Source organism: Streptomyces sp. NPDC058671 (assembly GCF_042716475.1).
Taxonomy (GTDB): domain Bacteria; phylum Actinomycetota; class Actinomycetes; order Streptomycetales; family Streptomycetaceae; genus Streptomyces.
In genome coordinates this window covers 231427-256050 of the sequence record NZ_JBHXSA010000002.1, presented here as the reverse complement: position 1 = coordinate 256050, position 24624 = coordinate 231427, and the positions used below count along the sequence as shown (strand labels likewise).

Genomic DNA, 24624 nt, shown 5'->3' with positions numbered 1-24624 from the left:
GTACCCCGCCCCCCGGGGGGGGGGGGGCTTTCGGGTACAACAGCGGGGGGGGGGGGGTGGTGTTGTGGGGGTTCCCCCCCCCCCCGCCCCCGCCCCCGGCCGGGGGGGCGGGGCCCGGGGCGGTCGGGGGGAGGACGGGCGGGTTCAGTGGAAGTGCGCCGCCTTCGCCGTGTGGTTGCCGGAGATGTTCTCGCCCGGCTCCATGGGCGCGGTCACCTCGTCGTCGTCCCGGCCCCGGCCCCGGCCCAGATGGTTGAAGACCACGTTGAGCAGGACCGCGGCGACACAGCCGGTCGAGATGCCGGAGTCCAGGATGATCTTCGCGGTCTCCGGGAAGGCGTGGTAGAACTCCGGCGCGGTGATCGGGATGATGCCGACGGCGAGGGAGACGGCCACGATCAGGACGTTGTTGTCCTTCTCCAGGCCGGCCTTGACCAGGGTCTGGATGCCGCTGGCTGCGACCGAGCCGAAGAGGACGACGCCCGCGCCGCCGAGGACCGGCCGGGGGACGACCGAGATGAGCGAGGCGGCGACCGGCGACAGACCCATCAGGACCAGGAACCCGCCGCCGCAGGCGACGACGAAGCGGCTGCGGATCCGGGTCATGGCGACCAGGCCGATGTTCTGCGCGAAGGCGCTGCACATGAAGCCGTTGAAGAGCGGGCTGATCGCGGAGCCGAGGGTGTCGGCGCGCAGTCCGGCCGCGATGGTCTTCTCGTCGGCCGGCCGGTCGACGATCTCGCCGAGCGCCAGCATGTCGGCGGTCGACTCGGTCATGGAGACCAGCATGACCACGCACATGGAGATGATCGCGGCGAGGGCGAACTGGGGGCCGCCGAAGTGGAAGGGCGACGGGAAGCCGACGATGTCCGCCTCGGTCACCGGGGAGAAGTCGGTGACGCCGAACGGGATGGCGATGACGGTGCCGATGACGAGGCCGACGAGGACGGCGATCTGCTTGAGGAAGCCGCGGGTGAAGCGGCGGAGCAGCAGGACGACGACGAGCGTGATGCCGGCCAGACAGAGGAACGTGGTCGAACCGTAGTCCGCGGCCTTGGGGTTGGGCCCCTGGGCCCAGCCGAACGCGACCGGCAGGAGGGAGACACCTATGAGGGTGATCACGGTGCCGGTGACGACCGGCGGGAAGAACCGCACGAGCCGGGAGAACCAGGGCGCGGCGAGGAAGCCGAGGAGTCCGGCGACGATGATCGCGCCGAAGATCACGGGCAGTGCGTCGGCCTTGTCGTCGGTGGTGTCGACGATGGCGAGCATCGGAGCGACCCCGGCGAAGGTGACGCCGTTGACGAACGGCAGCCGGGCACCGATCTTCCAGACGCCCAGTGTCTGGAGGAAGGTCGCGAGTCCGGCGGTGAAGAGGCTGGCGCCGGTCAGGAAGGTGAGTTCGGTGCCGGAGAGGCCGACGGCCGCTCCCACGATCAGGGGCGGGGCGACGACCCCCGCGTACATGGCGGCCACGTGCTGGAGGCCGCTGGTGAGCATCTTCACTGGGGGCAGCGTCTCGTCGACCGGATGCGTCACCCGGTCTTCGGGGGCGGAGCCTGCGTCTTGTGCATTGCGAACCTGGGGCTTGGCGGCCACGGCGGTTCCTCCGGTCGGTTACACGTCGGCGGCGACGCGGGGTTCAGGGAGGTGGTGCGATGCGGTGCGAGGTGCAGGAGGTGCGGCTCGTTGCGGGGGTGGTGCGGTGCGCGCGCGGGGAGGCGGCGGCGCGGGGACGGGGTGCCCGATGGGGGTACGGGCGGATGTCACCGTCCCGGGAGGTGCCGTACGTCTTCTGCGTACGGCACCTCCCGGTCGGGCTGCCGCGGACCCCGCTCGGGTCCGCGGCGACCGACCGGGGGCCGTCCCCCCCGGTCGGACTCCATGGGGAGGGTCAGCCCTGGGCCGCGATGCGGGCCAGGCGCTGTGCCTCCGCGCGCGCGTCGCGCGCGATGGTGTCCTCGTCGACGGTGAGCAGGCGGTCGTTCTCGACGATCTGCCTGCCGTTGACGAAGGAGGCCGTGACCGGGGCCGCCGCACCGAAGACGATGGCGGTGACCGGGTCGGCGATGGTGGAGTGGCCGAGGCCGTCGATCTTCCAGAGGACGAAGTCGGCGAGCTTGCCGGCTTCGAGCGAACCGATGCTGTCGGCGCGGCCGAGGACCTGGGCGCCGCCGTAGGTGCCGAGGCGCAGGGCCTGGCGGGCGTTGAGCGCGGCTTCGCGGTGGGCGCCGAGGCGGTTGATGAGGAGCGCGTTGCGCAGCTCGGTGTGGAGTTCGCCGGACTCGTTGGAGGCGGTGCCGTCGACGCCGAGGCCGACGGGCACACCGGCCTTGAGCATGTCGGGGACGCGGGCGATACCGGCGGCGAGGCGCGCGTTGGAGGAGGGGCAGTGCGCCACGCCGGTCTTGGTGCGGGCGAAGGCGGCGATGTCGGAGTCGTTCATGTGGACGCAGTGCGCCATCCACACGTCCTCGCCGAGGAAGCCGGTGGACTCGAAGTAGTCCGTCGGGCCCATGCCGAAGAGCTCGTGGCAGAACTTCTCCTCCTCGACGGTCTCCGAGCCGTGGGTGTGCATGCGCACCCCGAGGCGGCGGCCGAGCGCCGCGCCCTCCCGGAGGAGTTCGGTGGAGATGGAGAAGGGGGAGCAGGGGGCGACGGCGACCTGGGTCATGGCGTCGAAGGAGGCGTCGTGGAACTTCTTCACCGTCGCCTCGGTCGCGGCGAGCGCGCCCTCGGTGGTCTCGACGGCGAAGTCCGGCGGCAGGCCGCCGTCCTTCTCGCTGCGGTCCATGGAGCCGCGGGCGAGCGTGAAGCGGACACCCATGTCGGAGGCGGCGCCGATGATGGCGCCGGACAGGTCGCCGGAGCCCTGCGGGTACACGTAGTGGTGGTCCATGGCGGTGGTGACACCACCGCGGGCCATCATCGCCAGCGAGCCCTGGGCCGCGGCGCGCACCATCTGCTCGTCGATCCGCGCCCAGGTCGGGTAGAGCGCGACGAGCCAGTCGAAGAGGTTGTGGTCGGTCGCCAGACCCCGGGTGATCCACTGGTAGAAGTGGTGGTGGGTGTTGACGAGACCGGGCGTGATCAGGTGACCGGAGGCGTCGATCCTGCGGACCACGTTCTCCAGGCCCTCGGGAGCCCGGCCGGCACCGATGGACTCGATCTTGTTGTCGGCCACGACGAGGTAGCCGGAGGCGTATTCGGTGTCGTTCGCGTCGACCGTCGCGATCGCCGCGTTCTCGATGACGATGCGCTGGGCTGCCGAAGGTGCTGCCATGGCGGTGGTTCCTTCATTCCTCTGGGGTGGAGTGGGCACGGCAGGACCCTAGGAGGATTTGAGTGCCGGGGCCGTGTGGCGGCTCCGGGTGCCGAGGTGGTGGAAGAACAGGGTGCGCAGGCGGCGACGAGTGCGCCCGCGCTGATCCGGGGGCCGGGGACCGTCCGCTCCGGGGCCGGGAGGTCCGCCGGGGGTCACGTCCGGTCCGGTGGACCGGCCCCGCCCGGCTGCGGGCGGGCGGGGGCCGGTCGATCAGATGCCGCTCAGAGGTTGGTCATGTCGACGGGGATCTGCGCCGTGGCTCCGTCGCGCAGGACGGTGGCCTCGATGAGGCCGTACATGCGGTCGGCGGCGTAGTAGACCTCGTTGTCGTTCTTCAGGCCGAAGGGCTCGAGGTCGACCAGGAAGTGGTGCTTGTTCGGGAGCGAGAAGCGGACCTCGTCGATCTCCGAGCGGTGGTTGATGATCCGCGAGGCCATCTGGTACAGCGTCTGCTGGAGGGAGAGCGAGTAGGTCTCGGCGAAGGCCTGGAGCATGTGCTTCCGGGTCTCGGCGTAGGACCGCTCCCAGTTGGGCATGCGCTGCTCGTCGTCGGTCCAGTTGAACCGCCAGCGGCCGGACACCTGCGTCGCCAGGATGCGGTCGTACGCTTCCTGGAGCGTCGTGTACTTGTCCTTGATGTAGCCCCAGAACTCCGAGTTGGTGGAGTTCATGACGACGAGGTCCTTGAGGCCGGAGATGACCTCCCAGTTCGTCCCGTCGTAGGTGATCTGGGTGACGCGGGTCTCCTGGCCCTGGCGGACGAAGGAGTGGTTGACCTCGTCGGCGCCTATGAACTTGGAGTTGGCCTCGGAGGTGGCGATCCGGTCCCAGGCGTACTCCTCGATCCGGATGCGCGCCCGGTGGATCGGCTCCTGGCTCGTCACGAAGTGGCGGGCGAGGTGGATGCCGAACTGCTCGGCGGACTCGATGCCGTACTCCTTGGCGAACGCGAAGACGGTGTTCTTCGTCGTGTCGGTGGGGAGGCAGTGGGCGTTGGAGCCGGAGAGGTGGACGTCGTCGAGGTCGCCGGAGAGGGCGACGGAGACGTTCAGGTCCTTGATGTGGTGGGTGTCGCCGTCCCGCGTGATCTTGACGACGCGGTTCTCTGCTTTGCCGTACTGGTTCTGGCCGAGAATCGTGGGCATGTCTGCTAGCTCCCTCGGTATACGGAGTAGCCGAACGGGTTGAGCAGCAGCGGTACGTGGTAGTGCTCGCCCGGCGTGACGGCGAACGTGATCGCCACCTCCGGGAAGAACGCACCGCTGTCCCTTACGCGGGGGGCGTCCTGCTGCGCCTCGGCTTGGTTCGTGGAACTCTGCTTGTTCACGCTGTGCTTGTGCGAGAAGTACGCCTCGACCTCGAAGTCGAGTCGTACGTGGGTGGTGCCCTCCGGCAGCGCCGGCAGGTCCTTGCAGCGTCCGTCCGCGTCGGTGGCCGAACCGCCGAGCGCGACCCATTCCGCGTCGGAGCCGCCGCGGGCCGCGAGCGTGATGGCGACGCCCTCGGCGGGGCGGCCGACGCTGGTGTCCAGGATGTGGGTGGACACCGAGGCGGTGGTGTCGGTGCTCATGCGGAGTTCTCCTCCTCGGAGGTCTCTACGAGTCGGGTCAGCCGGATGCGGTTGATCTTGCCCAGTTCGGTGCGGACGATCTCCCGTTCCTTCTCGGCCGGGTTGTCGATCCGCTGCCGGAGCGCGTCGCGCATCTGCTCGCCGGTCAGGCCGGTGGCGCAGATGAGGAAGACGTGTCCGAACGTGTCCTGGTAGGCCAGGTTGAGTTCGAGCATCTCGGCCTTGAGCTCCGCGGAGGCGCCGGCCATCCCGCTCTGTTCGCGCGAGGAGGTCGGGTCCCCTGCCTTCGGACGACCGATCGGCGGGTGCCCCGCCATCGCCTCGGCCAGGTCCTCGGCGGTCAGCTCGGCCATGGCGGCGTCGCTGGCGAGGAAGAGAGCGTCGGCGGTGGTGTACGGGCGCTGGGCGAGGATCCTGCTTCCCCACGCCGAACTGGAACACACCTCGTGGAGCGTGGCGAGGGCCTCGCTGTCCGCCGAGGTGTTGAACCGGGTGAGGCCCGGTGTCGTACCTGAAGTCACGGGAAGCCTCCGTGGCTGTTTTTCGCTGTGCGTCGGACGGGCTGCGGATAGCTAACGCCCTCCGCAACACAACGTCAACACTTTGTTGAAAAGTCGGCCACGCAAAAGCCGTCGTCCCGACATCTGGACGACGGCTTGTGGCCACACATGCTCGACTACTCGCCCTCGGGGGCCTTTTCCCTGTTCAGGGCGGTCTCCCGCTGTGCGGTCTCCCTGTTGAGGTAGTTGTACACGGTGAAGCGGCTGACACCCAGTGCACCCGCCACCGTCTCCACCCCGTGGCGTACCGAGAAGGCCCCCCGCGCCTCCAGCAGCCGGACGGCTTCCTGCTTGGACTTCCGGTCGAGCTCGGACAGCGGCATCCCGTGCCGCCGCTCCATCGCCGCCAGGATGTGGTCGAGGGAGTCGGACAGCTGGGGCAGCCGTACGGCGATCACGTCCTCGCCTTCCCAGGACAGGACGACGTCGTCGGCTCCCGCCTGCGCGGGGACCAGGACCTCGGCGCCCATGGCGTCGACCAGGGGCTTCACCGCCGCGACCAACGGGTGCTCACTCACTTCCCACCCTCCCCGATGACGTTGACCTGGAGCGAGACGCGGGTGGCACCGGCCTCCAGGGACGAGCGCAGCAGCGCGTCGACCGCGGTGAGAACCGCGTCGGCGCCGCCCTCCGCGGTGTTGCCGAAGGGACCGACGTCGACCGCGTCCAGCTGGGCCGACTGGATGACCTCACGGGCCACGACCGCGTGCGCCGGCGCCTCGTCGAGGTCGAACGGCTCGGTCGTGAACTCCACTCTCAAACGCACCATGGCCCCACGCTACGGCCCTGCTCGGCCCTGCGGGAGCCCCGGACCTGCGGGGACCTCTTGACAAGCGCACCACCCGCCTTGCAACATTCCGTCAGACAGAAACTTACTTCCGCGATACGGAAGGAGCGCCTACCTCTCATGGGACTCATGGACCAGCGCTTCGATGTGAACCTGTCGATCCTCTTCACGGAACTCCCGCTCCTGGAGCGCCCCGCGGCCGCCGCCGCGGCGGGCTTCACGGCGGTCGAGCTGTGGTGGCCCTGGATCGACACCGCCACCCCCGAGCAGAGCGAGCTCGACGCCCTTAAGAAGGCCCTCGAGGACGCCGGCACCCAGCTGGTGGGCCTGAACTTCTACGCCGGGCGGCTGCCAGGACCGGACCGCGGAGCCCTCTCCGTGCCCGGTGACGAGTCGGACCGCTTCCGCGCCAACATCGAGGTGGCGGCCGACTTCGCCGCCTCGGTCGGCTGCAAGGCGCTCAACGCGCTCTACGGCAACCGCGTCGACGGCGTCGACCCGCAGATCCAGGACACCCTCGCCCTGGAGAACCTCGTCCTGGCCGCCCGCGCGGCGGACCGGATCGGCGCGATCCTGCTGATCGAGACCCTCAACAAGCCGGAGTCGCCGCTCTACCCCCTGGTGAGCGCCCCCTCCGCCATCGAGGTCGTCGACAAGGTCAACGCGGCCACCGGGCTCGGCAACGCCAAGTTCCTCCTCGACATCTACCACCTGTCGATGAACGGCGAGGACGTCGGTCAGGTCATCGCGGAGTACGCCGCCAAGACCGGCCACGTACAGATCGCGGACAACCCGGGCCGTGGCGCGCCGGGCACCGGCGACCTGCCGCTCGAGCAGCTGCTCGACGAGCTGAAGAAGGCCGGTTACGACGGCTGGATCGGCCTGGAGTACAAGGCGGCCGACGCCGCCGCGTCCTTCGAGTGGCTCCCGGCCGAGGCCCGCCCGGCCCGCTGACCGGGGATTCCGGCCGAGGCCCGCCCGGCCCGCCGACCCGGACTCCCGGCCGAGGCCCGCCCGGCCCACCGACCCGCGACTCCTCCCCCGTACCACCCTGTTTCGAGAGGCACCCTCACCATGAGCAGCAACCTCCCCAAGATCGCATGGATCGGCCTCGGCATCATGGGCTCGCCCATGTCCGAGAACCTGCTGAAGGCCGGCTACGCGGTCACCGGCTTCACGCTGGAGCAGGACAAGCTGGACCGGCTCGCGAAGGCCGGCGGCACCGCCGCCGCGTCGATCGCCGAGGCCGTGAAGGACGCCGACGTCATCATCACGATGGTGCCCGCCTCCCCGCAGGTCGAGGCCATCGCCTACGGCCCGGACGGCATCCTGGAGAACGCGCGGCAGGGCGCGCTGATCGTCGACATGTCGTCGATCACCCCGCAGACCTCGGTCGACCTGGCGTCGAAGGCCAAGGAGAAGGGCATCCGCGTCATCGACGCGCCCGTCTCCGGTGGCGAGGCCGGCGCCATCGAGGCCGTGCTCTCCATCATGGTCGGCGGCGAGCAGGCCGACTTCGACGAGGCCCTGCCGATCCTGGAGGCCCTCGGCAAGACCATCGTGCTGTGCGGGCCGCACGGCTCCGGCCAGACGGTAAAGGCCGCCAACCAGCTGATCGTCGCGGTCAACATCCAGGCGTGCGCCGAGGCCGTGGTCTTCCTGGAGAAGTCCGGCGTGAACCTCCAGGCCGCCCTGGACGTCCTCAACGGCGGTCTGGCCGGCTCCACGGTCCTGACCCGCAAGAAGGACAACTTCCTGAACCGCGACTTCAAGCCCGGTTTCCGGATCGACCTGCACCACAAGGACATGGGCATCGTCACGGACGCCGCCCGCAACGTCGGCGCGGCCCTCCCGGTCGGCGCGGTCGTCGCCCAGCTCGTCGCCTCGCTGCGCGCCCAGGGTGACGGCGGCCTGGACCACTCGGCCCTGCTCCGCGCCGTCGAGCGCCTCTCCGGCCAGCAGGTCTGATCCACCGCCCCGGTACGAAGGGGCCCCAGATCTCCGGTCGGCGGCGGCGCTGACAACTGTCCTGTCGCGCCCAGGCGCCGCCGCCGACCGGAACACCACACTTCCTTTTCAACAAACTGTTGACGTTATGTTCGAGCCGAATTTACGCTCCTCGCACCGTCTGCAGAGCTCCCGTACGGAAGGTCACGATGTCGAAGCGCGTGCTTACGACCGAGTCCGGCGCCCCCGTCGCCGACAACCAGAACTCCGCCACCGCCGGCGTCGGTGGCCCTCTCCTGCTCCAGGACCAGCACCTCCTGGAGAAGCTCGCGCGCTTCAACCGTGAGCGGATCCCGGAGCGCGTGGTGCACGCCCGGGGCTCCGGCGCGTACGGCTACTTCGAGGTGACCGACGACGTCACCGGCTTCACGAAGGCCTCGTTCCTCTCCCAGGTCGGCAAGAAGACGGACACGTTCATCCGCTTCTCCACCGTGGCCGACTCGCTCGGCGGCGCGGACGCGGTCCGCGACCCGCGCGGCTTCGCCCTGAAGTTCTACACCGAAGAGGGCAACTACGACCTCGTCGGCAACAACACCCCGGTGTTCTTCATCAAGGACCCGATCAAGTTCCCCGACTTCATCCACTCGCAGAAGCGCGACCCGTTCACGGGCAAGCAGGAGCCCGACAACGTCTGGGACTTCTGGGCGCACTCCCCCGAGGCCACCCACCAGATCACCTGGCTCATGGGCGACCGCGGCATCCCGGCCTCGTACCGCCACATGAACGGCTACGGCTCCCACACCTATCAGTGGACCAACGAGGCGGGCGAGGCCTTCTTCGTCAAGTACCACTTCAAGACGAACCAGGGCATCCGCAGCCTCTCCGCCGACCAGGCCGCCGAGCTCGTCGGCAAGGACGCCAACTCGCACCAGACCGACCTGCTCCAGGCGATCGAGCGCGGCGTGAACCCCTCCTGGACCCTGTACGTCCAGGTGATGCCCGCCGCCGAGGCGGTGGACTACCGCTTCAACCCCTTCGACCTCACCAAGGTGTGGCCGCACGCGGACTACCCGCTGCAGCGCGTGGGCCGGCTGGTACTGGACCGCAACCCGGACAACGTCTTCGCCGAGGTCGAGCAGGCAGCGTTCTCCCCGAACAACTTCGTCCCGGGCATCGGGCCTTCGCCGGACAAGATGCTCCAGGGCCGCCTCTTCGCCTACGCGGACGCCCACCGCTACCGCCTCGGTGTCAACCACACCCAGCTGCCGGTGAACGCCCCCAAGGCGACCGTCGCGGAGAACTACGGCCGGGACGGCGTCATGGCCACCCGCCAGGGCTCGCGCCACGACAAGAACTACGAGCCCAACTCGTACCACGGCCCGGCCCAGACCGACGCGGCGCTGTCCGCCCCGCTCGCGATCCACGGCTGGACCGGCACCCACGAGGCGCCGCAGCACACCAAGGACGACGACTTCTTCCAGGCCGGTGAGCTCTACCGCCTGATGTCCGAGGACGAGAAGAACCGCCTGGTCGCCAACATCGCCGGCGGCCTGTCCCAGGTGTCCCGCGAGGACGTCATCGAGAAGAACCTCGCGCACTTCGCCGCCGCCGACCCGGAGTACGGCAAGCGCGTCGAGGAGGCCGTCCGCGCGCTGCGCGAGGACTGACGGACCAGCATCACCCAGACTGCGTACGGCATCTGACGGGAGGTCAGTGCTGTACGTGGTCCGGATCACCGACCCGGATGAGGGGTGGCCGGCGATCCGGACAAGCGTGAGGACCGCGGCGGCGCCGAGCCAGTGCGGTGGTAAGGGCGGCAGCCCTCCTTCTTGACCTGAAAGAAGGAAGGCCGCTCCGCCCGTCGGCACCGCCGCGGTCCCAACGCCCCCCAGGGTCTTCCTCGACGAGGCCCTCAAGACTCCGCCCGGCGGCGCGAACGTCCTGTCGCGCCAGCCTCGTGCCGTCGGGCGGTCACAGACGGAAGAGCGCGGAACCAGGTTTACGGTCCCTGGTTCCGCGCTCTTCTGTGCTCTTCCACCCGCCCGGTCCGTACCGGCCCCAGCGCATCGCTTCTGCGGTGAAGATCCCCACCCGGTCGGGCGAGCGCACCGCGATTCCGCTCCCGTGCGCCCCGTGACCGGCGCTATCCACCAGGACATGATCAAGAAGCTGTTGCGCGGGCTCGCCGCCCTCGCCCTCGTCCTGTCCCCCCTCGCCGTCCCCTCCCCCGCCCTCTCCGCAGGCGTCGTCCTCTTCCCCGACGCGCTCGCCGCGCTCACCGAGGACGCCGAGAACCCGGCCGGATACAAGGAGACGGCGTTCCGCCACTGGAACCAGGGTCTCGACCCCGCCGACGGCTGTGACACGCGCGCCGAGGTGCTCGTCGCCGAAGCCGTCGACGCCCCGAAGACCGGCGCCGGCTGCGCCCTCACCGGGGGGATGTGGACCTCGTACTACGACGGACAGAACGTCACCGACCCCGCCCTCCTCCGCGTCGACCACCTCGTCGCGCTCGAAGAGGCCTGGCAGTCGGGGGCGTCCGGCTGGACGGCCGCCCGGCGCGAGAAGTACGCCAACGACCAGGGGGCGGCCGCGACCCTCGTCGCCGTCACCGCCCGCAGCCAGAAGGACAAGGCCGGGCGCGACCCCGCCGAATGGGTGCCCGCGGAGAACGCCCGGTACTGCCGTTACGTCGGCGAGTGGGTGGGCACCAAGCTGCGCTGGGGCCTGACGGTCGACAAGGACGAGATGGAGGCGCTCAAGCTGTTCGCCGACGGCCCGTGCGAGGACACGGTCGTGCACCGCTCGACGGCACCCCGGTAGGCCCCCGGTCGGCCCGCTCCGGCTCCAGGGTCACGGTGGGCGAGGCGAGGACCAGCAGCACCATCCCCGTGCGCGGCGACGTGTACGGGGGGGAGCGTGCCGGCCAGCGCGGCGCCCACCCCCTGGAGGGCGAGGCGGTCCGCGCGGCCGGACCGGCCGACGCGAAGGCGCAGTTGGTGGCCACGGTCGGCGGATCCGTACCGGAGCCGCTGCGGGCGGCGAAGACACCGGCCCGGTGCGGCTGGGGCGGGGCGGGGAGGTCGGTCCTGTCCGAGTGGACGGCGGCGTGCGCGGCGCCGGTACGGGCGCGGGGCCGCTCGCGGCCCGGCGGCGTGTGAACGCGGGGCGGCCCCCGCCCCGGTGCTCATCGGGGCGGGGGCCGTGTCACGGCTCCGCGATCGGACGTCCTGCGCGATCGGACGTCCCGCGTGATCGGACGTGCTCCCGGGTCGGACGTGCTCTCGGATCGGACGTGCTGCGTGATCAGACGTCCAGGGTCTGGATCAGACCTGGAGGGCCTTGATCGCGGTCGGCGCGTGGCCCGGCTCGGTGGCCAGCTCCTCGAACTCCGTGACGTCGCTCATGTCGACCGTCTTGCTCATGGCGATGTTGGTGATGCGCTCCAGGATGGCCTCGACGACGACCGGGACCTGGTGCTCGACGGCCAGCTTCTTGGCCTGCTCCAGGGCCTCTCCCAGCTTCTCCGGGTCGGTCACGCGGATCGCCTTGACGCCCAGGCCCTCGGCGACCTTGACGTGGTCGACGCCGTAGACGCCGATCTCCGGGGTGTTGATGTTCTCGAACTCGAGATTGACCTCGAAGTTGATGCCCAGGCCGCCCTGCGCCTGCCGGATGAGCCCCAAGTAGGCGTTGTTCACGAGGACGTGGACGTAGGGGACCTTGTGCTGGGCGGCGACCGCCAGCTCCTCGATCATGAACTGGAAGTCGTAGTCGCCGGAGAGCGCGACGACCGGGGTCTCCGGGTCGGCGGTGGCGACGCCGATCGCGGCCGGGATGGTCCAGCCGAGCGGGCCGGCCTGGCCGCAGTTGATCCAGTGGCGCGGCCTGTAGACGTGCAGGAACTGCGCGGCGGCGATCTGGGAGAGACCGATCGTCGTGACGTACCGCGTGTCCGGGCCGAAGGCCTTGTTCATCTCCTCGTAGACGCGCTGCGGCTTCATGGGGATGTTCTCGAAGTGCGTGCGGCGCTGGAGGGTGGCCTTGCGGTCCTGGGCGGAGGCGGCCCAGGCGGAGAAGTCGGGCAGCGTGCCGGCGGCCTTCAGCTCCCTGGCGATCTCGATGAAGAGTTCGAGCGCGGCCTTGGCGTCGGAGGCGATGCCGTAGTCGGGGGCGAAGATCTTGCCGAGCTGCGTGGGCTCGACGTCGACGTGGACGAACTTCCGGCCCTTGGTGTAGGCGTCCAGGTTGTAACCGGTGTGACGGTTGGCCCAGCGGTTGCCGATGCCGAGGACGAAGTCCGACTCCAGGAAGGTCGCGTTGCCGTAGCGGTGCGCGGTCTGGACGCCGACCATGCCGGCGGCCAGCTCGTGGTCGTCCGGGATGGTGCCCCAGCCCATGAGGGTGGAGATCACCGGGATGCCGGTCAGCTCGGCGAACTCGACGAGGAGGTCGGTGGCGTCGGCGTTGACGATGCCACCGCCGGCGACGATCAGCGGGCGCTCGGACTCCAGGAGGAAGCTCAGCGCCTTCGCGGCCTGGGCGCGGGTGGCCCGCGGCTTGTAGACCGGCAGTGGCTCGTAGGTCTCCGGGTCGAACTCGATCTCCGTCAGCTGGACGTCGATCGGCAGGTCGATGAGGACCGGGCCGGGCCGGCCGGACCGCATGAGGTGGAAGGCCTGCTGGAAGACGCCGGGGACCTGCGCGGCCTCCAGGACGGTCGTGGCGGCCTTCGTGACCGGCTTGGCGATGGTCGCGATGTCGACGGCCTGGAAGTCCTCCTTGTGGAGCTTCGAGACCGGGGCCTGGCCGGTGATGCAGAGGATCGGGATGGAGTCCGCGATCGCCGAGTACAGGCCGGTGATCATGTCGGTGCCCGCGGGACCCGAGGTGCCGATGCAGACGCCGATGTTGCCGGCCTTGGCGCGGGTGTAGCCCTCGGCCATGTGGGACGCGCCCTCGACGTGACGGGCGAGCGTGTGGTTGACGCCGCCCACGTTCTTGAGCTCGCGGTAGAAGGGGTTGATCGCCGCGCCGGGGACGCCGAACGCCTGGGTGACGCCTTCGCGCTTGAGGATCTCAACGGCCGCTGCGGCGGCGGTCATACGAGGCATGGGAGTGCTCCTGCTTCGGCCGGGCGGATCCAAGCCCACCGGTCGGCTCGGGGAGCCCGGTCAGCTTGTTTCCGTAATGCGGAAATACTGTTCTGCTATACGGAAGCAATGTAGGTCGGGCTCCGGAGAGCCGTCAAGAGAAGTCCGCACAGCGGGATCACGGAAGTGGCCGAACACCCTCCCTCGGGGCGGCCGGTGGGTGGACGATGGGACGGAACGACAAGGGGGTTGACCGTGGGCGATTCGATACCGGTGCGCTGCCCGGAATGCCGGCGCACGCAGGCGTACGCGGCACCCGTCTTCCCCTGCGCGTGCGGGAGCCCGGTGGCGCCGCCCGTGCGGGCGGACGCGACGGCGGAACCGATCACGCACCGGAACTGGACGGACGAGTGGGTCACCGTCCGTTGCGAGGCCTGCGGCCGCGAGGACGACTGGCCCCACCCGGAACTGGGCTGCGCCTGCGGAACGGTGCTGCGGATACCGGTACGGCCGGTGGACCCGGGAACGCGGGCGTCGGACGGGGCGGGCACGTCCGGGACGGCTCCGGGGAGCGGGGGGTCGGGGGTAGGGGATGCTCCTGCGAGCAGTGGGGGATCCGGGGTGGGCGGTACGGGTCCCGGGAGCGGGGCATCCGGGGTGGGCGGTATGGCGCAGGGGCCTGACGGATCCGGGGTGGGCGGTACGGCACCGGACCGCTACGGCTCCGTGGGCGGTACGGGTCCGGACGGCCATGGCATCGGGCGGCCCGGTACGGCTGCGGGGCCCGCGCCCCGGGGTTCGTCGGGGCCCTCCTCCCCCGGTCGGCCCGGCGGCAGCGGGACGGACGGCGCCGCCGGTACGGCACCGGCGCACGCGGCCGAGCCCGGCTCGGAGTGGTTCCGTACGCGTCCTGCCGGGGGACGCGGGGCCGGCGGGCACGGCGGCGCCTCACCCGGCGCCGACACCGGTATCGGCACAGGCGGCGCGGGAGCCCGACCGGGAGCGTCCGGGCCTGTCGGCGCCGGGTCCGGCACCCCTGGACCGGGCACCGGCGGACGCGGTACCCCCGGACCCGGCGTCCATGAACCCGGCACCGGCGGACGCGGCACCCCTGGGCCAGACACCGGCGGGCACGGCACCACCGAGCACAACCCAAGCGGGCCCCGCTCCTCCGAGCACGGCCCAAGCGGGCCCGGCGCCCTGGGGCACGGCACCGACGAGCCTGGCGCCGGCGGGCGCGGAACCTCCGGGCACGGCACCGGCCGGCCTGGAACCCCCTCGCCCCGCACCCCCTTCCCCGGCCCCGGCGCCCCCGGTCCCTCCGCTCACCGGCGGCGTCCCGAGCCGCCCCGGCCCGTGGGGCCCCGTACGTTCGCGGAGCGGTATCCCACGCGCACTCCCCTGCCGCCCACCGCCCCGCGCCCGGTACCGGCGCGGGGGACGTTCCGGCCCGTGACGATCCGGACCGCGCGGGACGCCGTCGCCGCGGCCGCCGGGTATCTGCGCTGGCTGGCTGGGGTTCCGTGATGTCGTCCAGCCGGAGGAGCGCCCCTCGTCCGGGGTGGACCTGCGGGCGCCGGGGCTCGTCGCGCAGGTCGACCCGAGCACCCGGCCCACCGGGCTGCGGGCCGTCGAGTGCCTGTGGCTCAACGGGCTGAGCGCCTCCGCCGTGAGCGTGTTCTTCTCGCTCGCGGGCTACACGCCGGAGGCCCGCGCCCGCGCCGCCGAGGTAGGTCTCCCGCTCTTCGTCCTCGACCTGACCGGCACCCCGCAGCCGGTGAACACGGCCGCGGACGATCTGGCCGCGGGTGCCTGAGCGAGGGGCGTCCACGGGCCCCGCCCCGGCACTTCGGCATTCGGATCCGGCCATTCACGCGTGACGATCACGCCCTGCCGGGCACAACACCCTCGGGGGTGGGCGTCATGCCGACGGGAATGTGGTGGTTCATCGGAGCGGCCTGCGGGCAGCTGGTGTTCGCCGTCGTGTTGCTGCGAAGCCGCAGCCGGGAAAGCGGAGCGCCGCGCACGGACGACGTGCCGCCGCCGCAGGCCCTGGCGTTGCTACGGGGCGGGCGGCGGGCCGCCGTCACGGTGGCGCTGGTGGCGCTGCACCAGCGCGGAGCGGTCGCGGCGGGCCGTAAACATACGATTCGGGCCAACGGCGGGCCGGGCCGCACCAGGGACCCCGTACAGCTGGGGGTGCACCGGGCACTGCACCGGGCTTTCGCGCTGCGGGACCTCGCACTGCGGCCCGAGGCGCGGCGGGCGGTGGACGCGCTGCACGGCGAGCTGCGCGCGACGGGTCTCCTGCGGTCGCCCGCGCGGCGAGGCGCGGCGGGGGCGCTGCTCGGCTGCGTACCGCTGACGGTGGGGGTGGGGGCGTACGCGACGGGGCCGTCGAACACGGTTCAGGCCGCGGTGCTCGCGGCGGGGGCGCTGCCGGCGCTCGTGGCGGTGGTGCTGCTGCGGCTTCCGCCCGCCACCCGGGCGGCGCGGCTGCTCCTGGCCGAGCTGCGGGCGCGGTACCCGCTGCCGGCGCATCGACGCGAGGTGACGGACGGAGGGCTGGTCCAGCTGTACGTGGCGCTGTACGGCGATCCGGCGCTCTCCCTGTTCCTGCCGCGTTTCTCGTCGGAGGGCGGGCTGCTCGACCGCCCCTGGGAGGCGGAACGGAACCGGCCGCCGACGGATCGCGGACCGGCCGGGGGCGAGCGTCCGGGGTGAGGCCGCGCCATACTGCCGTATGCGCATCAGAGCGGCCGCTTCGGCCGAACTCCCGCTGCTCCAGGACATCGAACGGGCGGCGGGCGAGCCGTTCCGCATGCTCGGCATGGCGGCGATCGCCGACGACGACCCCCTGCCGCTGGACGTCCTGGAGGCGTACCGTCACGCGGGCCGGGCGTGGGTGGCGGTGGACGCCGCCGACCGACCGGTCGGGTATCTGCTCGCCGACACGGTCGACGGCTCGGCGCACATCGAGCAGGTGTCGGTGCATCCGGCCGTCGCGCGCCGGGGCGTGGGCCGGGGGCTGATCGAGCATCTGGCGGCCACCGCCGGGGCGCGGGGCCTGGCGGCGCTGACCTTGACGACGTTCACCGAGGTGCCGTGGAACGCGCCGTACTACACACGGCTCGGTTTCCGCTCGCTCGCGGAGTCCGACCCGGCGCTGACGGAGGGGCTGCGTGCCATCAGCCGCGCGGAGGCGTCCCACGGCCTGTCGGCATGGCCGCGCGTCTGCATGCGCCGGGAGGTGCGACGCGCGGCCTGACTCCGCATGCGCCGGAAGGTGCGGAGCCCGGCCTGCCGCCAAGGTGCGCCGCCCGGCCTGACTCCGCTCGTGCCGGGAGGTGCGGCGCCCGGCGTGATCCGGAGGGCGTGCCTCAGGAACTCCCGTACCGCTGCCGCAGTTCCACCTTCCGTACCTTCCCGCTCACCGTCATCGGGAACTCGGTGAGGATCTCCAGCCTGCGCGGGATCTTGTAGTGGGCGAGCCGGTCGCGGCAGAAGGCCGTGACGTCGTCCAGGGTGGGCGCGTCGGCCGGGTCGCGGGGGATGACGCAGGCCATGATCTCCTCGCCGTACCGGGCGTCGGGGACGCCGACGACCTGGACGTCGGCGATCTTCGGGTGTCCGTGGAGGAACTCCTCGATCTCCCTCGGGTACACGTTCTCGCCGCCACGGATGATCATGTCCTTGATGCGGCCGACGATCTGCACGTAGCCGTCGTCGCGCATCACCGCCAGGTCACCGGTGTGCATCCAGCGGCCGCCGTCGACGACCTCCGCGGTCTTCTCGGGTTCGTCCCAGTAGCCGAGCATCACGCTGTAGCCGCGGGTGCACAGTTCGCCCGCCGTGCCGCGTTCCACGGTGAGGCCGCTCGCGGGGTCGGTGATCTTCACCTCGATGTGCGGCAGGACCCGGCCGACCGTGCCCGTGCGGCGCTCCAGGTCGTCGTCGCGGCGGGTCTGGGTGGAGACCGGCGAGGTCTCGGTCATGCCGTAACAGATCGACACCTCCGCCATGTGCATCTCGGCGACGACCCTCTTCATGACCTCCACCGGGCACGGCGAACCGGCCATGATGCCGGTGCGCAGAGTGGAGAGGTCGTACGCGGCGAAGTCGGGGAGGTTCAGCTCGGCGATGAACATCGTCGGGACGCCGTAGAGCGACGTGCAGCGCTCCTCCTGCGCCGCCCGGAGCGTGGCCGACGGGTCGAAGGAGGGTGCGGGGATCACGATGCAGGCGCCGTGCGAGGTGGCGGCCAGGTTCGCCATCACCATGCCGAAGCAGTGGTAGAACGGCACCGGGACGCAGATGCGGTCGTGTTCGGTGTAGCCGATCATCTCGCCGACGAAGTAACCGTTGTTGAGGATGTTGTGGTGGGAGAGGGTGGCTCCCTTGGGGAAGCCCGTCGTCCCCGAGGTGTACTGGATGTTGACGGGCTCGTCGCAGGAGAGCGGTTCCGGGCGCAGTCCTCCGGGCGTACGGGTGAGGAACTCGTCCCATCCCGGGTCCCCGAAGTACACCGCCTCGCGCAACTCCGGGCAGTCCGCGCGCACTTCCTCGACCATCGCCCGGTAGTCGCTCGTCCTGTGGGTGAGCGAGGCGAAGAGCAGTGTGACCCCCGCCTGATGGAGGACGTACGCCAACTCGTGGGCGCGGTAGGCCGGGTTGATGGTGACCATGACCGCGCCGACGCGGGCGGTGGCGTACTGGACGAGGACCCACTCGGCGCGGTTCACCGCCCAGATGCCGACCCGGTCGCCCTTGCGGACGCCGCTGCCGAGCAGGGCCCCGGCGAGCCGGTCGACGTCGGCGCCGAACCGGGCGTACGTCCAGCGGCGGCCGGTGGGGACGTCGACGAGCGCCTCCCGTTCGGGCCAGGCGGCGACGGCCCGGTCGAGGTCGGCGCCGATGGTGTCGCCGAGGAGCGGGGTGGTGGACGCCCCGTGGGCGTAGGACAGGGTCATCCGCGCTCTCCCTCCACGTACTCCTTGCCGCCGCCTTCCGCCGTGAGCCGGCGCAGTTCCACCCGCCGGATCTTGCCCGAGACGGTCTTGGGCAGTTCGGCGAACTCGATGCGCCGGACCCGCTTGTACGGGGCGAGGACCGCGCGCGAGTGCGCGAAGAGGGTCTGCGCCGTCTTCTCGCCCGGCTCCCAGCCCGCGGCGAGGACGACGTACGCCTTGGGGACGGCGAGGCGCAGCGGGTCGGGGGCGGGGACGACGGCCGCCTCGGCGACGGCCTCGTGCTCCAGGAGGGCGCTCTCCAGCTCGAAGGGGCTGATCTTGTAGTCGGAGGCCTTGAAGACGTCGTCGGCGCGCCCGATGTACGTGATGTATCCGTCCGCGTCCCGGGAGCCGATGTCGCCGGTGCGGTAGTAGCCGCCGGCCATCGCCTCCGCCGTCTTCTCCGGGTCGCCGTGATAGCCGGCCATCAGGCCCACCGGGTGGGTGGACAGGTCGAGGCAGATCTCGCCCTCCGCCACGTCCGGCCGGCCGCTCACCGGGTCGACGAGGGTGACACGGAAGCCGGGACTCGGGCGCCCCATGGACCCCTCCTTGAGCCGCTGACCTGGGCTGTTGGAAACCTGGACGGCGGTCTCGGTCTGGCCGAAACCGTCTCGTACGGTCACGCCCCAGGCGCGCCGCACTGCCTCGATGACCTCGGGGTTGAGGGGTTCGCCCGCGGCGACGACCTCGCGCGGCGGGGTCGTCAGACGGCTCAGGTCGGCCTGGATCAGCATCCGCCAGACGGTCGGCGGGGCGCAGAAGCTGGTGACGCCGTGGCGCTCCATCTCGTCCATCAGTCGCGCCGGGTCGAAGCGGGTGTAGTCATGGATGAAGACGGTCGCCTCGGCGTTCCACGGGGCGAAGAGGTTGGACCACGCGTGCTTGGCCCAGCCCGGCGAGGAGATGTTGAGGTGCACGTCCCCGGGCTTGAGGCCGATCCAGTACATCGTCGAGAGGTGCCCGACCGGGTACGAGGTGTGGGTGTGCTCGACCAGTTTGGGCCGGGCGGTCGTACCGGAGGTGAAGTACAGCATCAGGGTGTCGTCGGCGAGGGTGGCCCCGTCGGGCGTGAACACCTCGGACTCGTCGGCGGCGTGCTCGTACGCCAGCCAGTCCACCCCGTCGCCTCCGACGGCGATCCGGGTGTAACCGCCGGGGACGTCGTCGAACTTGACGGTGTCCTCGGCGCGCGCGATCACATGCCGGGCGCGGCCCCGGTCGACGCGGTCGCGCAGGTCGGCGGGACCGAGGAGCGGGGTGGCGGGGATGACGACGGCCCGCAGCTTCATCGCGGCGAGCACGGTCTCCCACAGTTCGACCTGGTTGCCGAGCATCACGATGATCCGGTCCCCCGCGCGGACGCCCCGGGCCCGCAACCAGTTCGCGACCCGGTCGGAGCGGCGGGACATCTCGGCGAAGGACACCTTCGTCTCGGTGCCGTCCTCCTCCACGAGATGGAGCGCGGTCCGGTCGTTTCCCTCCGCGATGACGTCGAACCAGTCGAGCGCCCAGTTGAACCGGTCGGGCCGGGGCCAGGCGAAGCCCTCGTAGGCCGTCTCGTAGTCCTCGCGGTGCTGGAGCAGGAAGTCCCGGGCGGCCCTGAACCCCTCCGTCGCGCCGGTCGCGCTCGTAGCCGTCATACGTCCTCCTCGTTGCGGGACAGGTCCCGGACATCGTGTGATCGGTGACCCTGGTCTCACTACCCCCGTTCGGGGGTGAACGAGCCGACCGACGGCAGGGAGCGAACGGCGCGGGAGCACGCCGGATCGGTGGAGCCGCGCGGCGAGCTGCTGCGGATCGGCGAAGGGAACGGTGCGGAGGGGGCGCCGCGGTGAGGGGTGGCGCCGTCAGTCGTCCGGGGTGGCGCGGAAGACGATCTCGTACGGGACGCCCTCCGGGGCCATGATCCGCAGGGTGCGCTCGGCCTCGGCGGCGAGCTCGGTCCGAACCGCTCGGCCGGGCGCCGCGAACGGCTCGATCGTCATCGTGGTGCGCTCCTTGGTCTCGTCCAGGAACCAGAGTCCGGCGAGGAACCCGTCGACGGGGAACACCCGGTGGGCCTGGTTGCCCGTCCAGGTGCGGGAGCGGTTCTCGGCCGGGACGACACGGGTGCGGTCGGCGTGCGAGAGGAGCAGGTTGTCGAACTCGGGGAGGAAACGGGGCGGGGCGGGGGTGTCCTCGTCGGGACGGGGGGCGTCGGGCAGGTCGAAGAGCTCGGTGCCGCGTTCGGACCGGAAGACGAGGAGCCGGGGACGCAGCCGCTCGAACGCCTCGCCCAGCCGGGTCAGACCGCACCACGTCTGCATGTCCTTGACGGAGGCGGGTCCGAAGGCGCCGAGGTAGCGCAGCACGGTCTCGTCGAGATCGGCGGCCTGGTCGGCGCCGTCCGGGAACCACGTCCCGGTGGTGGTGAGCGCGACCTGGCCGCCGCGCCCCCAGAGCCCGCGCGGGGTGACCTGGACCAGGGGCAGGAGGCAGCGGGCGGCGACGGAGAGGGACTGGGGGTCGGCGTCGGGCCACTCCTTGAGGAGTTCCTCGCGCAGCTCCTTCGGAGTACGGGGCCGTTCCTCGACGAGTTCGCGGGCGAGGGCGGCGAGCCGGTCGAGGTCGACGCCGTCGAGCCCTCCACGGGAGACGAAGACGGCGAGCTCGCGGTCGATGGCCCCCGGCTGGACGAGCGCCCGCAGGGCTCCCGCGTCCCGCGCGGTGTGGGTGTGCACGGTGGACCGCATGGTCACGATGCGGGCGACGGCCCGGGACTCCATCAGCGCGGACAGCCGCTCGGGCCGGAACCCGTCGAGGCGGGCGGCGAGCGCGTAGTAGGGAGGCTTGGTGTTCTGCGCCTGGAGGCCCAGAAGGTGGCCGACGGCCTCCTCGACACCTGTCTGAGCGGGGCTCAGGAGCAGTTGCCGGGCGAGCGTGGCACGGTTCAGGGCGCGAGGACCGAGCACGGGGTGGTTCGTCTGGAGGGCCATGGCGGGAACGCTACTCGCGCTTGCGGACAAGTACGGTCCGCAAGGGAGCGTGGTGGCTGCCACGGAAGCCGGGGCGAGCCGAGCCCGGGCGAGGGGGCGCGACCCCGCAGCAGACAGCCGCCGACCGGCACGACCCGCCGCGCCCGGGTCGTTCGTCCGCTATATCCTGCCCGGAGACCCCAGGAGGTGTACGAGATGTCCGACCGCCGCCCCCGCGCGGCGTGGCGCCGCACCCCGGCAGAGCCGCCCGCGGCCACCTCCCCGGAACCACCCGCGGCCGGGCCGAGCGTGGTGCAGGCCGGCCTGTACCGGGACGGCCACCGGGTCTCCTCCCCCGAGACGCTCGCGGAGACCTTCCGGCAGCTGCGCGAGCACCCGGACGGCATGGCGTGGATCGGCCTCAAGGGCCCGACCGAGGACGAACTCCACTCCCTCGCCGCCGAGTTCGATCTGCACGAGCTGGCCGTCGAGGACGCGATGGAGGCCCACCAGCGCCCCAAGCTGGAGCGGTACGGCGACACCCTCTTCGTCGTCCTGCGGGCCGCCCGCTACCTGGACGCCCAGGAGGAGGTCGACTTCGGCGAACTGCACGTCTTCGTGGGCCGGGACTTCCTGATCACGGTCCGCCACGGCGCCGCCCCGGACCTCTCGGCGGTCCGCCGCCGCATGGAGGAGGACCCGGAACTCCTCGCCCTCGGCCCGGAAGCGGTCCTGTACGCGATCCTCGACGCGGTGGTCGACGGCTACGCCCCGGTGGTGGAGGGCGTGCAGAACGACATCGACGAGATCGAGACGGAGGTCTTCGGCGGCGACCCGGCGGTCTCCCGCCGCATCTACGAACTGTCGCGGGAAATGGTCGAGTTCCAACGCGCGACCCGCCCCCTGGTAGGCATGCTCCACGGCCTGATGGCCGGTTTCGCCAAGTACGGCACGGACGAGGAACTCCAGCGCTACCTCCGCGACGTCGCCGACCACGTCACCCACACCAGCGAACGCGTCGACGGCTTCCGCCAGGCCCTCACGGAGATCCTCACGGTCAACGCGACCCTGGTCACACAACAGCAGAACGCGGAGATGAGGGCGTTGGCGGAGGCGGGCTTCGAGCAGAACGAGGAGATCAAGAAGATCTCCTCCTGGGCGGCCATCTTGTTTGCACCCACACTCGTGGGAACCATCTACGGCATGAACTTCGACGCGATGCCCGAGCTGGACTGGGCGTTCGGCTACCCGTTCGCGATCCTGCTGATGGCGGCGGTGTGCACGAGCCTATACTTCATCTTCAAGCGACGGGACTGGCTCTAGCCGCAAGCCTGGAATGTTGATCAACTTCGCAGACGCGAACACTTAAGGGGAGCCGTTTCGGGCCCCTGGGGGGAATCTGGGGAGAATGCGCGGCCCTGGGGAGCGAGCACACACCGACTCCGCCGGCGGTTCAAAGGCCCCCTGACGTCCCGACGGCTACACACCCTGCCGCCGCAACTGTCACGGAGAGTCAGGACGGGCCGATCCTCGGCCTGCCCGTTCCCGCGCAGCCCGCACAACGAGAACGGGCGGCACAGCGTCTGCTGTGCCGCCCGTTGCCTCAGGTGAGGGCGAGGTCCTCTGGTATGTACTCGGGCACCAAGCCGAGCAGCGCGTCGACGGCCGCGCGTCCCTTGCCACCCGCCTCGGGCATGAAGTGGGCGTAGTGATCAAGGGTGATGGTCGGGCTGGAGTGACCAAGCCATCGGGCGAGAGTAACGACGGACTCGTCGGCTTCGAGAATGATCGAGGCGTAGGTGTGCCGCAGGACATGGAAGCCGTCCTTGCGCGACGCCATCCACCGTTCCCCCTTCGTTCTCATGGGGATGACCCCGACTTTCGCGAGAGCGGGCTTCCAGACCTCCACGTTGAAGATGTTGGCCCGGACCGCGTTCCCGTACGTAGTCGTCAGGACGAGAGGGAAGATCTGCTTCTCTCTATCAGCCTCTGGACCGCCCCACGGTAGTTCCACCTCGACAGCCGGGTACTGAAGGAAGTACGCGGCCAACTCAGCCCCGACCGATTGCGGCATGTCGACGACACGCGTCTTCCCTCCCTTAGGCAGAGTGAAGTACAGCCGCCCACTGAGGAGTTGTACCTGGCGACGAACGCGGATGATGCCGCGCTCGAAGTCAACATCCTTGGGCGACAAACCGAAGACTTCCCCTTGTCGAAGCCCGCACCCGAGGGCAACAACCGCTGCGATCCGGTAGCGCGGATTGATGACGTCACGCACCCGCTGCGCGGTCTCCAGGGGCCAAGCCTCGCGCTGATCCTCCGGCACCTTCGGCCAGCGCACGGACTTGGCGCGCATCGGGTTTCGGACGAGCCGCTTGTCGTCGATCGCCGTCTCGAAGATGTTCGACAAGGAGGTGAGGATCTGCCGGGCGTAGCGGGCCGCGCATTCGCCTTCAAGAGCCGAAATGTAGCCCCGTAGGACACTTGCAGAGATATCCCTTAGCGCCACCTCCCCGAGGTGAGGAAGGATATGGAGGCGCACGCGCTCATCGACGCGCTTGACCGTGCCTGGCGCACCCCGAACACCGTTCTTCCAGAACTGGTTGACGTAGTCGGACACAGTGATGGATCCGTCGCGTGGATCGACGAACTCACCCCGTTCACTGTCGGTGCCGGCGCGGCGCAGCCACGCCTTCGCGTCCTCCAGGGTCTCGAACGACATGTCTCGGACGCCAGGGATTCCGGAGACACGGTACCGAGCGCCCTTCCCGTAGCGGGCGGTTCGCTCCCGTTTACCGCTGACAGGGTCTTTCTTCTTCTTGATCCAACGGTCTTCTATGTAGCCAGCCAAGAAATTCCTTGCAGGTTGCTGATCGGGTTCGTCGCCCTAGGGGCATCAGGCAATCGCCGCGTAACCCGCCCGGCGCTTCGGAGTAGCGCCCACGGGGTTGAGGGCGAGATTCGAGCGGGAGTCCGCCTGCTCCTGCTCTCGTATCCAGGCATCGAGCGCGTCGAGTCGATAGGCCACCCGCCCATTGACTCCCATGCGGAAGCTCGGCGGCCCTTGCCACCGGTGCCGCCACACGTACAGCGTCTGCGGAGAGAGTCCGAGATACGCTGCAGCATCACGCACATTAAGGAAGGCTCTTTGAGGTCTGGTGGACGATCTCGGCTGCTGGGCTTCCATGAAGCTCCAATCGGCGCAGGCGAACAGGCCCGCGTTGAGGTGACTGGGACACGTCGCGACAGAGAGTCACCGTCCAGCGGCTCAGACAGCGCCTCATCTCCACACGGCTCACGCAGCTCCACCGCCAAGCACAGCAATGCGCGAGCGGAATTGATGATCCGGACGATCCCCGGTTTCAGAAACCGGGGA

General features: G+C 70.6%; 21 protein-coding genes and 2 pseudogenes. 9 read left to right on the top strand and 14 right to left on the bottom strand.

Going from position 1 to position 24624, the window contains the following annotated elements:
* Window positions 1-144: 144 nt before the first annotated feature.
* From ACFWV2_RS03340 to ACFWV2_RS03305, 8 genes and pseudogenes are all read right to left on the bottom strand, one after another.
* Window positions 145-1500: a nucleobase:cation symporter-2 family protein gene (locus ACFWV2_RS03340; RefSeq protein ID WP_384401468.1), complete on the bottom strand. Its 1356-nt coding sequence runs from the start codon at window positions 1498-1500 to the stop codon at window positions 145-147.
* Window positions 1501-1894: 394 nt separating this feature from the next.
* The gene (locus tag ACFWV2_RS03335) at window positions 1895-3283 is read right to left on the bottom strand and encodes an 8-oxoguanine deaminase (RefSeq protein WP_384400911.1); all 1389 of its coding nucleotides are present in this window, start codon (window positions 3281-3283) and stop codon (window positions 1895-1897) included.
* Window positions 3284-3331: 48 nt separating this feature from the next.
* A pseudogene (locus tag ACFWV2_RS03330) lies at window positions 3332-3471 on the bottom strand (purine permease); the annotation flags it as partial.
* A 75-nt stretch (window positions 3472-3546) separates the two neighbouring features.
* A complete protein-coding gene (gene pucL, locus ACFWV2_RS03325) occupies window positions 3547-4470 on the bottom strand; it encodes a factor-independent urate hydroxylase (protein WP_384400908.1) in 924 nt (307 codons plus the stop codon).
* Window positions 4471-4475: 5 nt separating this feature from the next.
* A complete protein-coding gene (gene uraH / locus ACFWV2_RS03320) occupies window positions 4476-4895 on the bottom strand; it encodes a hydroxyisourate hydrolase (protein WP_384400904.1) in 420 nt (139 codons plus the stop codon).
* Complete coding sequence (uraD, locus tag ACFWV2_RS03315) at window positions 4892-5416, bottom strand: 2-oxo-4-hydroxy-4-carboxy-5-ureidoimidazoline decarboxylase (RefSeq protein ID WP_384400901.1); 525 nt, start codon at window positions 5414-5416, stop codon at window positions 4892-4894. Before uraD ends, uraH begins: the two co-directional genes overlap by 4 nt.
* Before the next feature lie 155 nt (window positions 5417-5571).
* The gene (locus tag ACFWV2_RS03310; RefSeq protein WP_384401465.1) at window positions 5572-5925 is read right to left on the bottom strand and encodes a helix-turn-helix domain-containing protein; all 354 of its coding nucleotides are present in this window, start codon (window positions 5923-5925) and stop codon (window positions 5572-5574) included.
* 44 nt (window positions 5926-5969) lie between these two features.
* Window positions 5970-6221 (bottom strand): hypothetical protein, encoded by a 252-nt coding sequence (locus ACFWV2_RS03305; protein WP_384401462.1) that lies wholly within the window; start codon window positions 6219-6221, stop codon window positions 5970-5972.
* 141 nt (window positions 6222-6362) lie between these two features.
* Between ACFWV2_RS03305 and ACFWV2_RS03300 the strand changes: the two genes are divergently transcribed.
* The 5 genes from ACFWV2_RS03300 to ACFWV2_RS03280 all read left to right on the top strand — a co-directional run bounded on the left by ACFWV2_RS03300 (window position 6363) and on the right by ACFWV2_RS03280 (window position 11350).
* A complete protein-coding gene (locus ACFWV2_RS03300; protein WP_384400898.1) occupies window positions 6363-7196 on the top strand; it encodes a TIM barrel protein in 834 nt (277 codons plus the stop codon).
* A 120-nt stretch (window positions 7197-7316) separates the two neighbouring features.
* On the top strand, window positions 7317-8210 hold the full coding sequence (locus tag ACFWV2_RS03295) for a 2-hydroxy-3-oxopropionate reductase (RefSeq protein WP_384400894.1): 894 nt from the start codon (window positions 7317-7319) through the stop codon (window positions 8208-8210).
* A 188-nt stretch (window positions 8211-8398) separates the two neighbouring features.
* Window positions 8399-9856, top strand: a complete 1458-nt coding sequence (locus tag ACFWV2_RS03290; RefSeq protein ID WP_360786642.1) for a catalase — start codon at window positions 8399-8401, stop codon at window positions 9854-9856.
* Window positions 9857-10346: 490 nt separating this feature from the next.
* Window positions 10347-11012 (top strand): HNH endonuclease, encoded by a 666-nt coding sequence (locus ACFWV2_RS03285; RefSeq protein ID WP_384401459.1) that lies wholly within the window; start codon window positions 10347-10349, stop codon window positions 11010-11012.
* 35 nt (window positions 11013-11047) lie between these two features.
* Window positions 11048-11350 (top strand): hypothetical protein, encoded by a 303-nt coding sequence (locus ACFWV2_RS03280; protein WP_384400890.1) that lies wholly within the window; start codon window positions 11048-11050, stop codon window positions 11348-11350.
* Window positions 11351-11515: 165 nt separating this feature from the next.
* Here the strand turns inward: ACFWV2_RS03280 and gcl are convergent, their stop codons facing one another.
* Window positions 11516-13294, bottom strand: a complete 1779-nt coding sequence (gcl, locus tag ACFWV2_RS03275; RefSeq protein ID WP_384401457.1) for a glyoxylate carboligase — start codon at window positions 13292-13294, stop codon at window positions 11516-11518.
* Between the two features lie 1188 nt (window positions 13295-14482).
* Between gcl and ACFWV2_RS03270 the strand changes: the two are divergent.
* The 3 genes and pseudogenes from ACFWV2_RS03270 to ACFWV2_RS03260 all read left to right on the top strand — a co-directional run bounded on the left by ACFWV2_RS03270 (window position 14483) and on the right by ACFWV2_RS03260 (window position 16550).
* Window positions 14483-15098: pseudogene (locus ACFWV2_RS03270) on the top strand (hypothetical protein).
* Between the two features lie 107 nt (window positions 15099-15205).
* On the top strand, window positions 15206-16006 hold the full coding sequence (locus tag ACFWV2_RS03265) for a TIGR04222 domain-containing membrane protein (protein WP_384400887.1): 801 nt from the start codon (window positions 15206-15208) through the stop codon (window positions 16004-16006).
* A 19-nt stretch (window positions 16007-16025) separates the two neighbouring features.
* Window positions 16026-16550, top strand: a complete 525-nt coding sequence (locus ACFWV2_RS03260) for a GNAT family N-acetyltransferase (RefSeq protein ID WP_384400884.1) — start codon at window positions 16026-16028, stop codon at window positions 16548-16550.
* A 112-nt stretch (window positions 16551-16662) separates the two neighbouring features.
* On the opposite strand, the gene ACFWV2_RS03255 is transcribed toward ACFWV2_RS03260, so the two are convergent.
* From ACFWV2_RS03255 to ACFWV2_RS03245, 3 genes are all read right to left on the bottom strand, one after another.
* The gene (locus ACFWV2_RS03255; RefSeq protein ID WP_384400881.1) at window positions 16663-18252 is read right to left on the bottom strand and encodes an AMP-binding protein; all 1590 of its coding nucleotides are present in this window, start codon (window positions 18250-18252) and stop codon (window positions 16663-16665) included.
* Complete coding sequence (locus tag ACFWV2_RS03250; protein WP_384400878.1) at window positions 18249-19934, bottom strand: AMP-binding protein; 1686 nt, start codon at window positions 19932-19934, stop codon at window positions 18249-18251. Before ACFWV2_RS03250 ends, ACFWV2_RS03255 begins: the two co-directional genes overlap by 4 nt.
* A gap of 207 nt (window positions 19935-20141) precedes the next feature.
* Window positions 20142-21269, bottom strand: a complete 1128-nt coding sequence (locus ACFWV2_RS03245) for a winged helix DNA-binding domain-containing protein (protein WP_384400875.1) — start codon at window positions 21267-21269, stop codon at window positions 20142-20144.
* A gap of 195 nt (window positions 21270-21464) precedes the next feature.
* On the opposite strand from ACFWV2_RS03245, the gene ACFWV2_RS03240 reads away from it, so the two are divergent.
* On the top strand, window positions 21465-22571 hold the full coding sequence (locus ACFWV2_RS03240; RefSeq protein WP_384400872.1) for a magnesium and cobalt transport protein CorA: 1107 nt from the start codon (window positions 21465-21467) through the stop codon (window positions 22569-22571).
* A 280-nt stretch (window positions 22572-22851) separates the two neighbouring features.
* On the opposite strand, the gene ACFWV2_RS03235 is transcribed toward ACFWV2_RS03240, so the two are convergent.
* Window positions 22852-24099 carry a tyrosine-type recombinase/integrase gene (locus ACFWV2_RS03235; protein ID WP_384400869.1) on the bottom strand — a complete coding sequence of 416 codons (1248 nt, stop codon included), beginning with the start codon at window positions 24097-24099 and terminating at the stop codon, window positions 22852-22854.
* Window positions 24100-24144: 45 nt separating this feature from the next.
* Complete coding sequence (locus ACFWV2_RS03230; RefSeq protein WP_384400866.1) at window positions 24145-24435, bottom strand: helix-turn-helix transcriptional regulator; 291 nt, start codon at window positions 24433-24435, stop codon at window positions 24145-24147.
* Window positions 24436-24624: the final 189 nt, after the last annotated feature.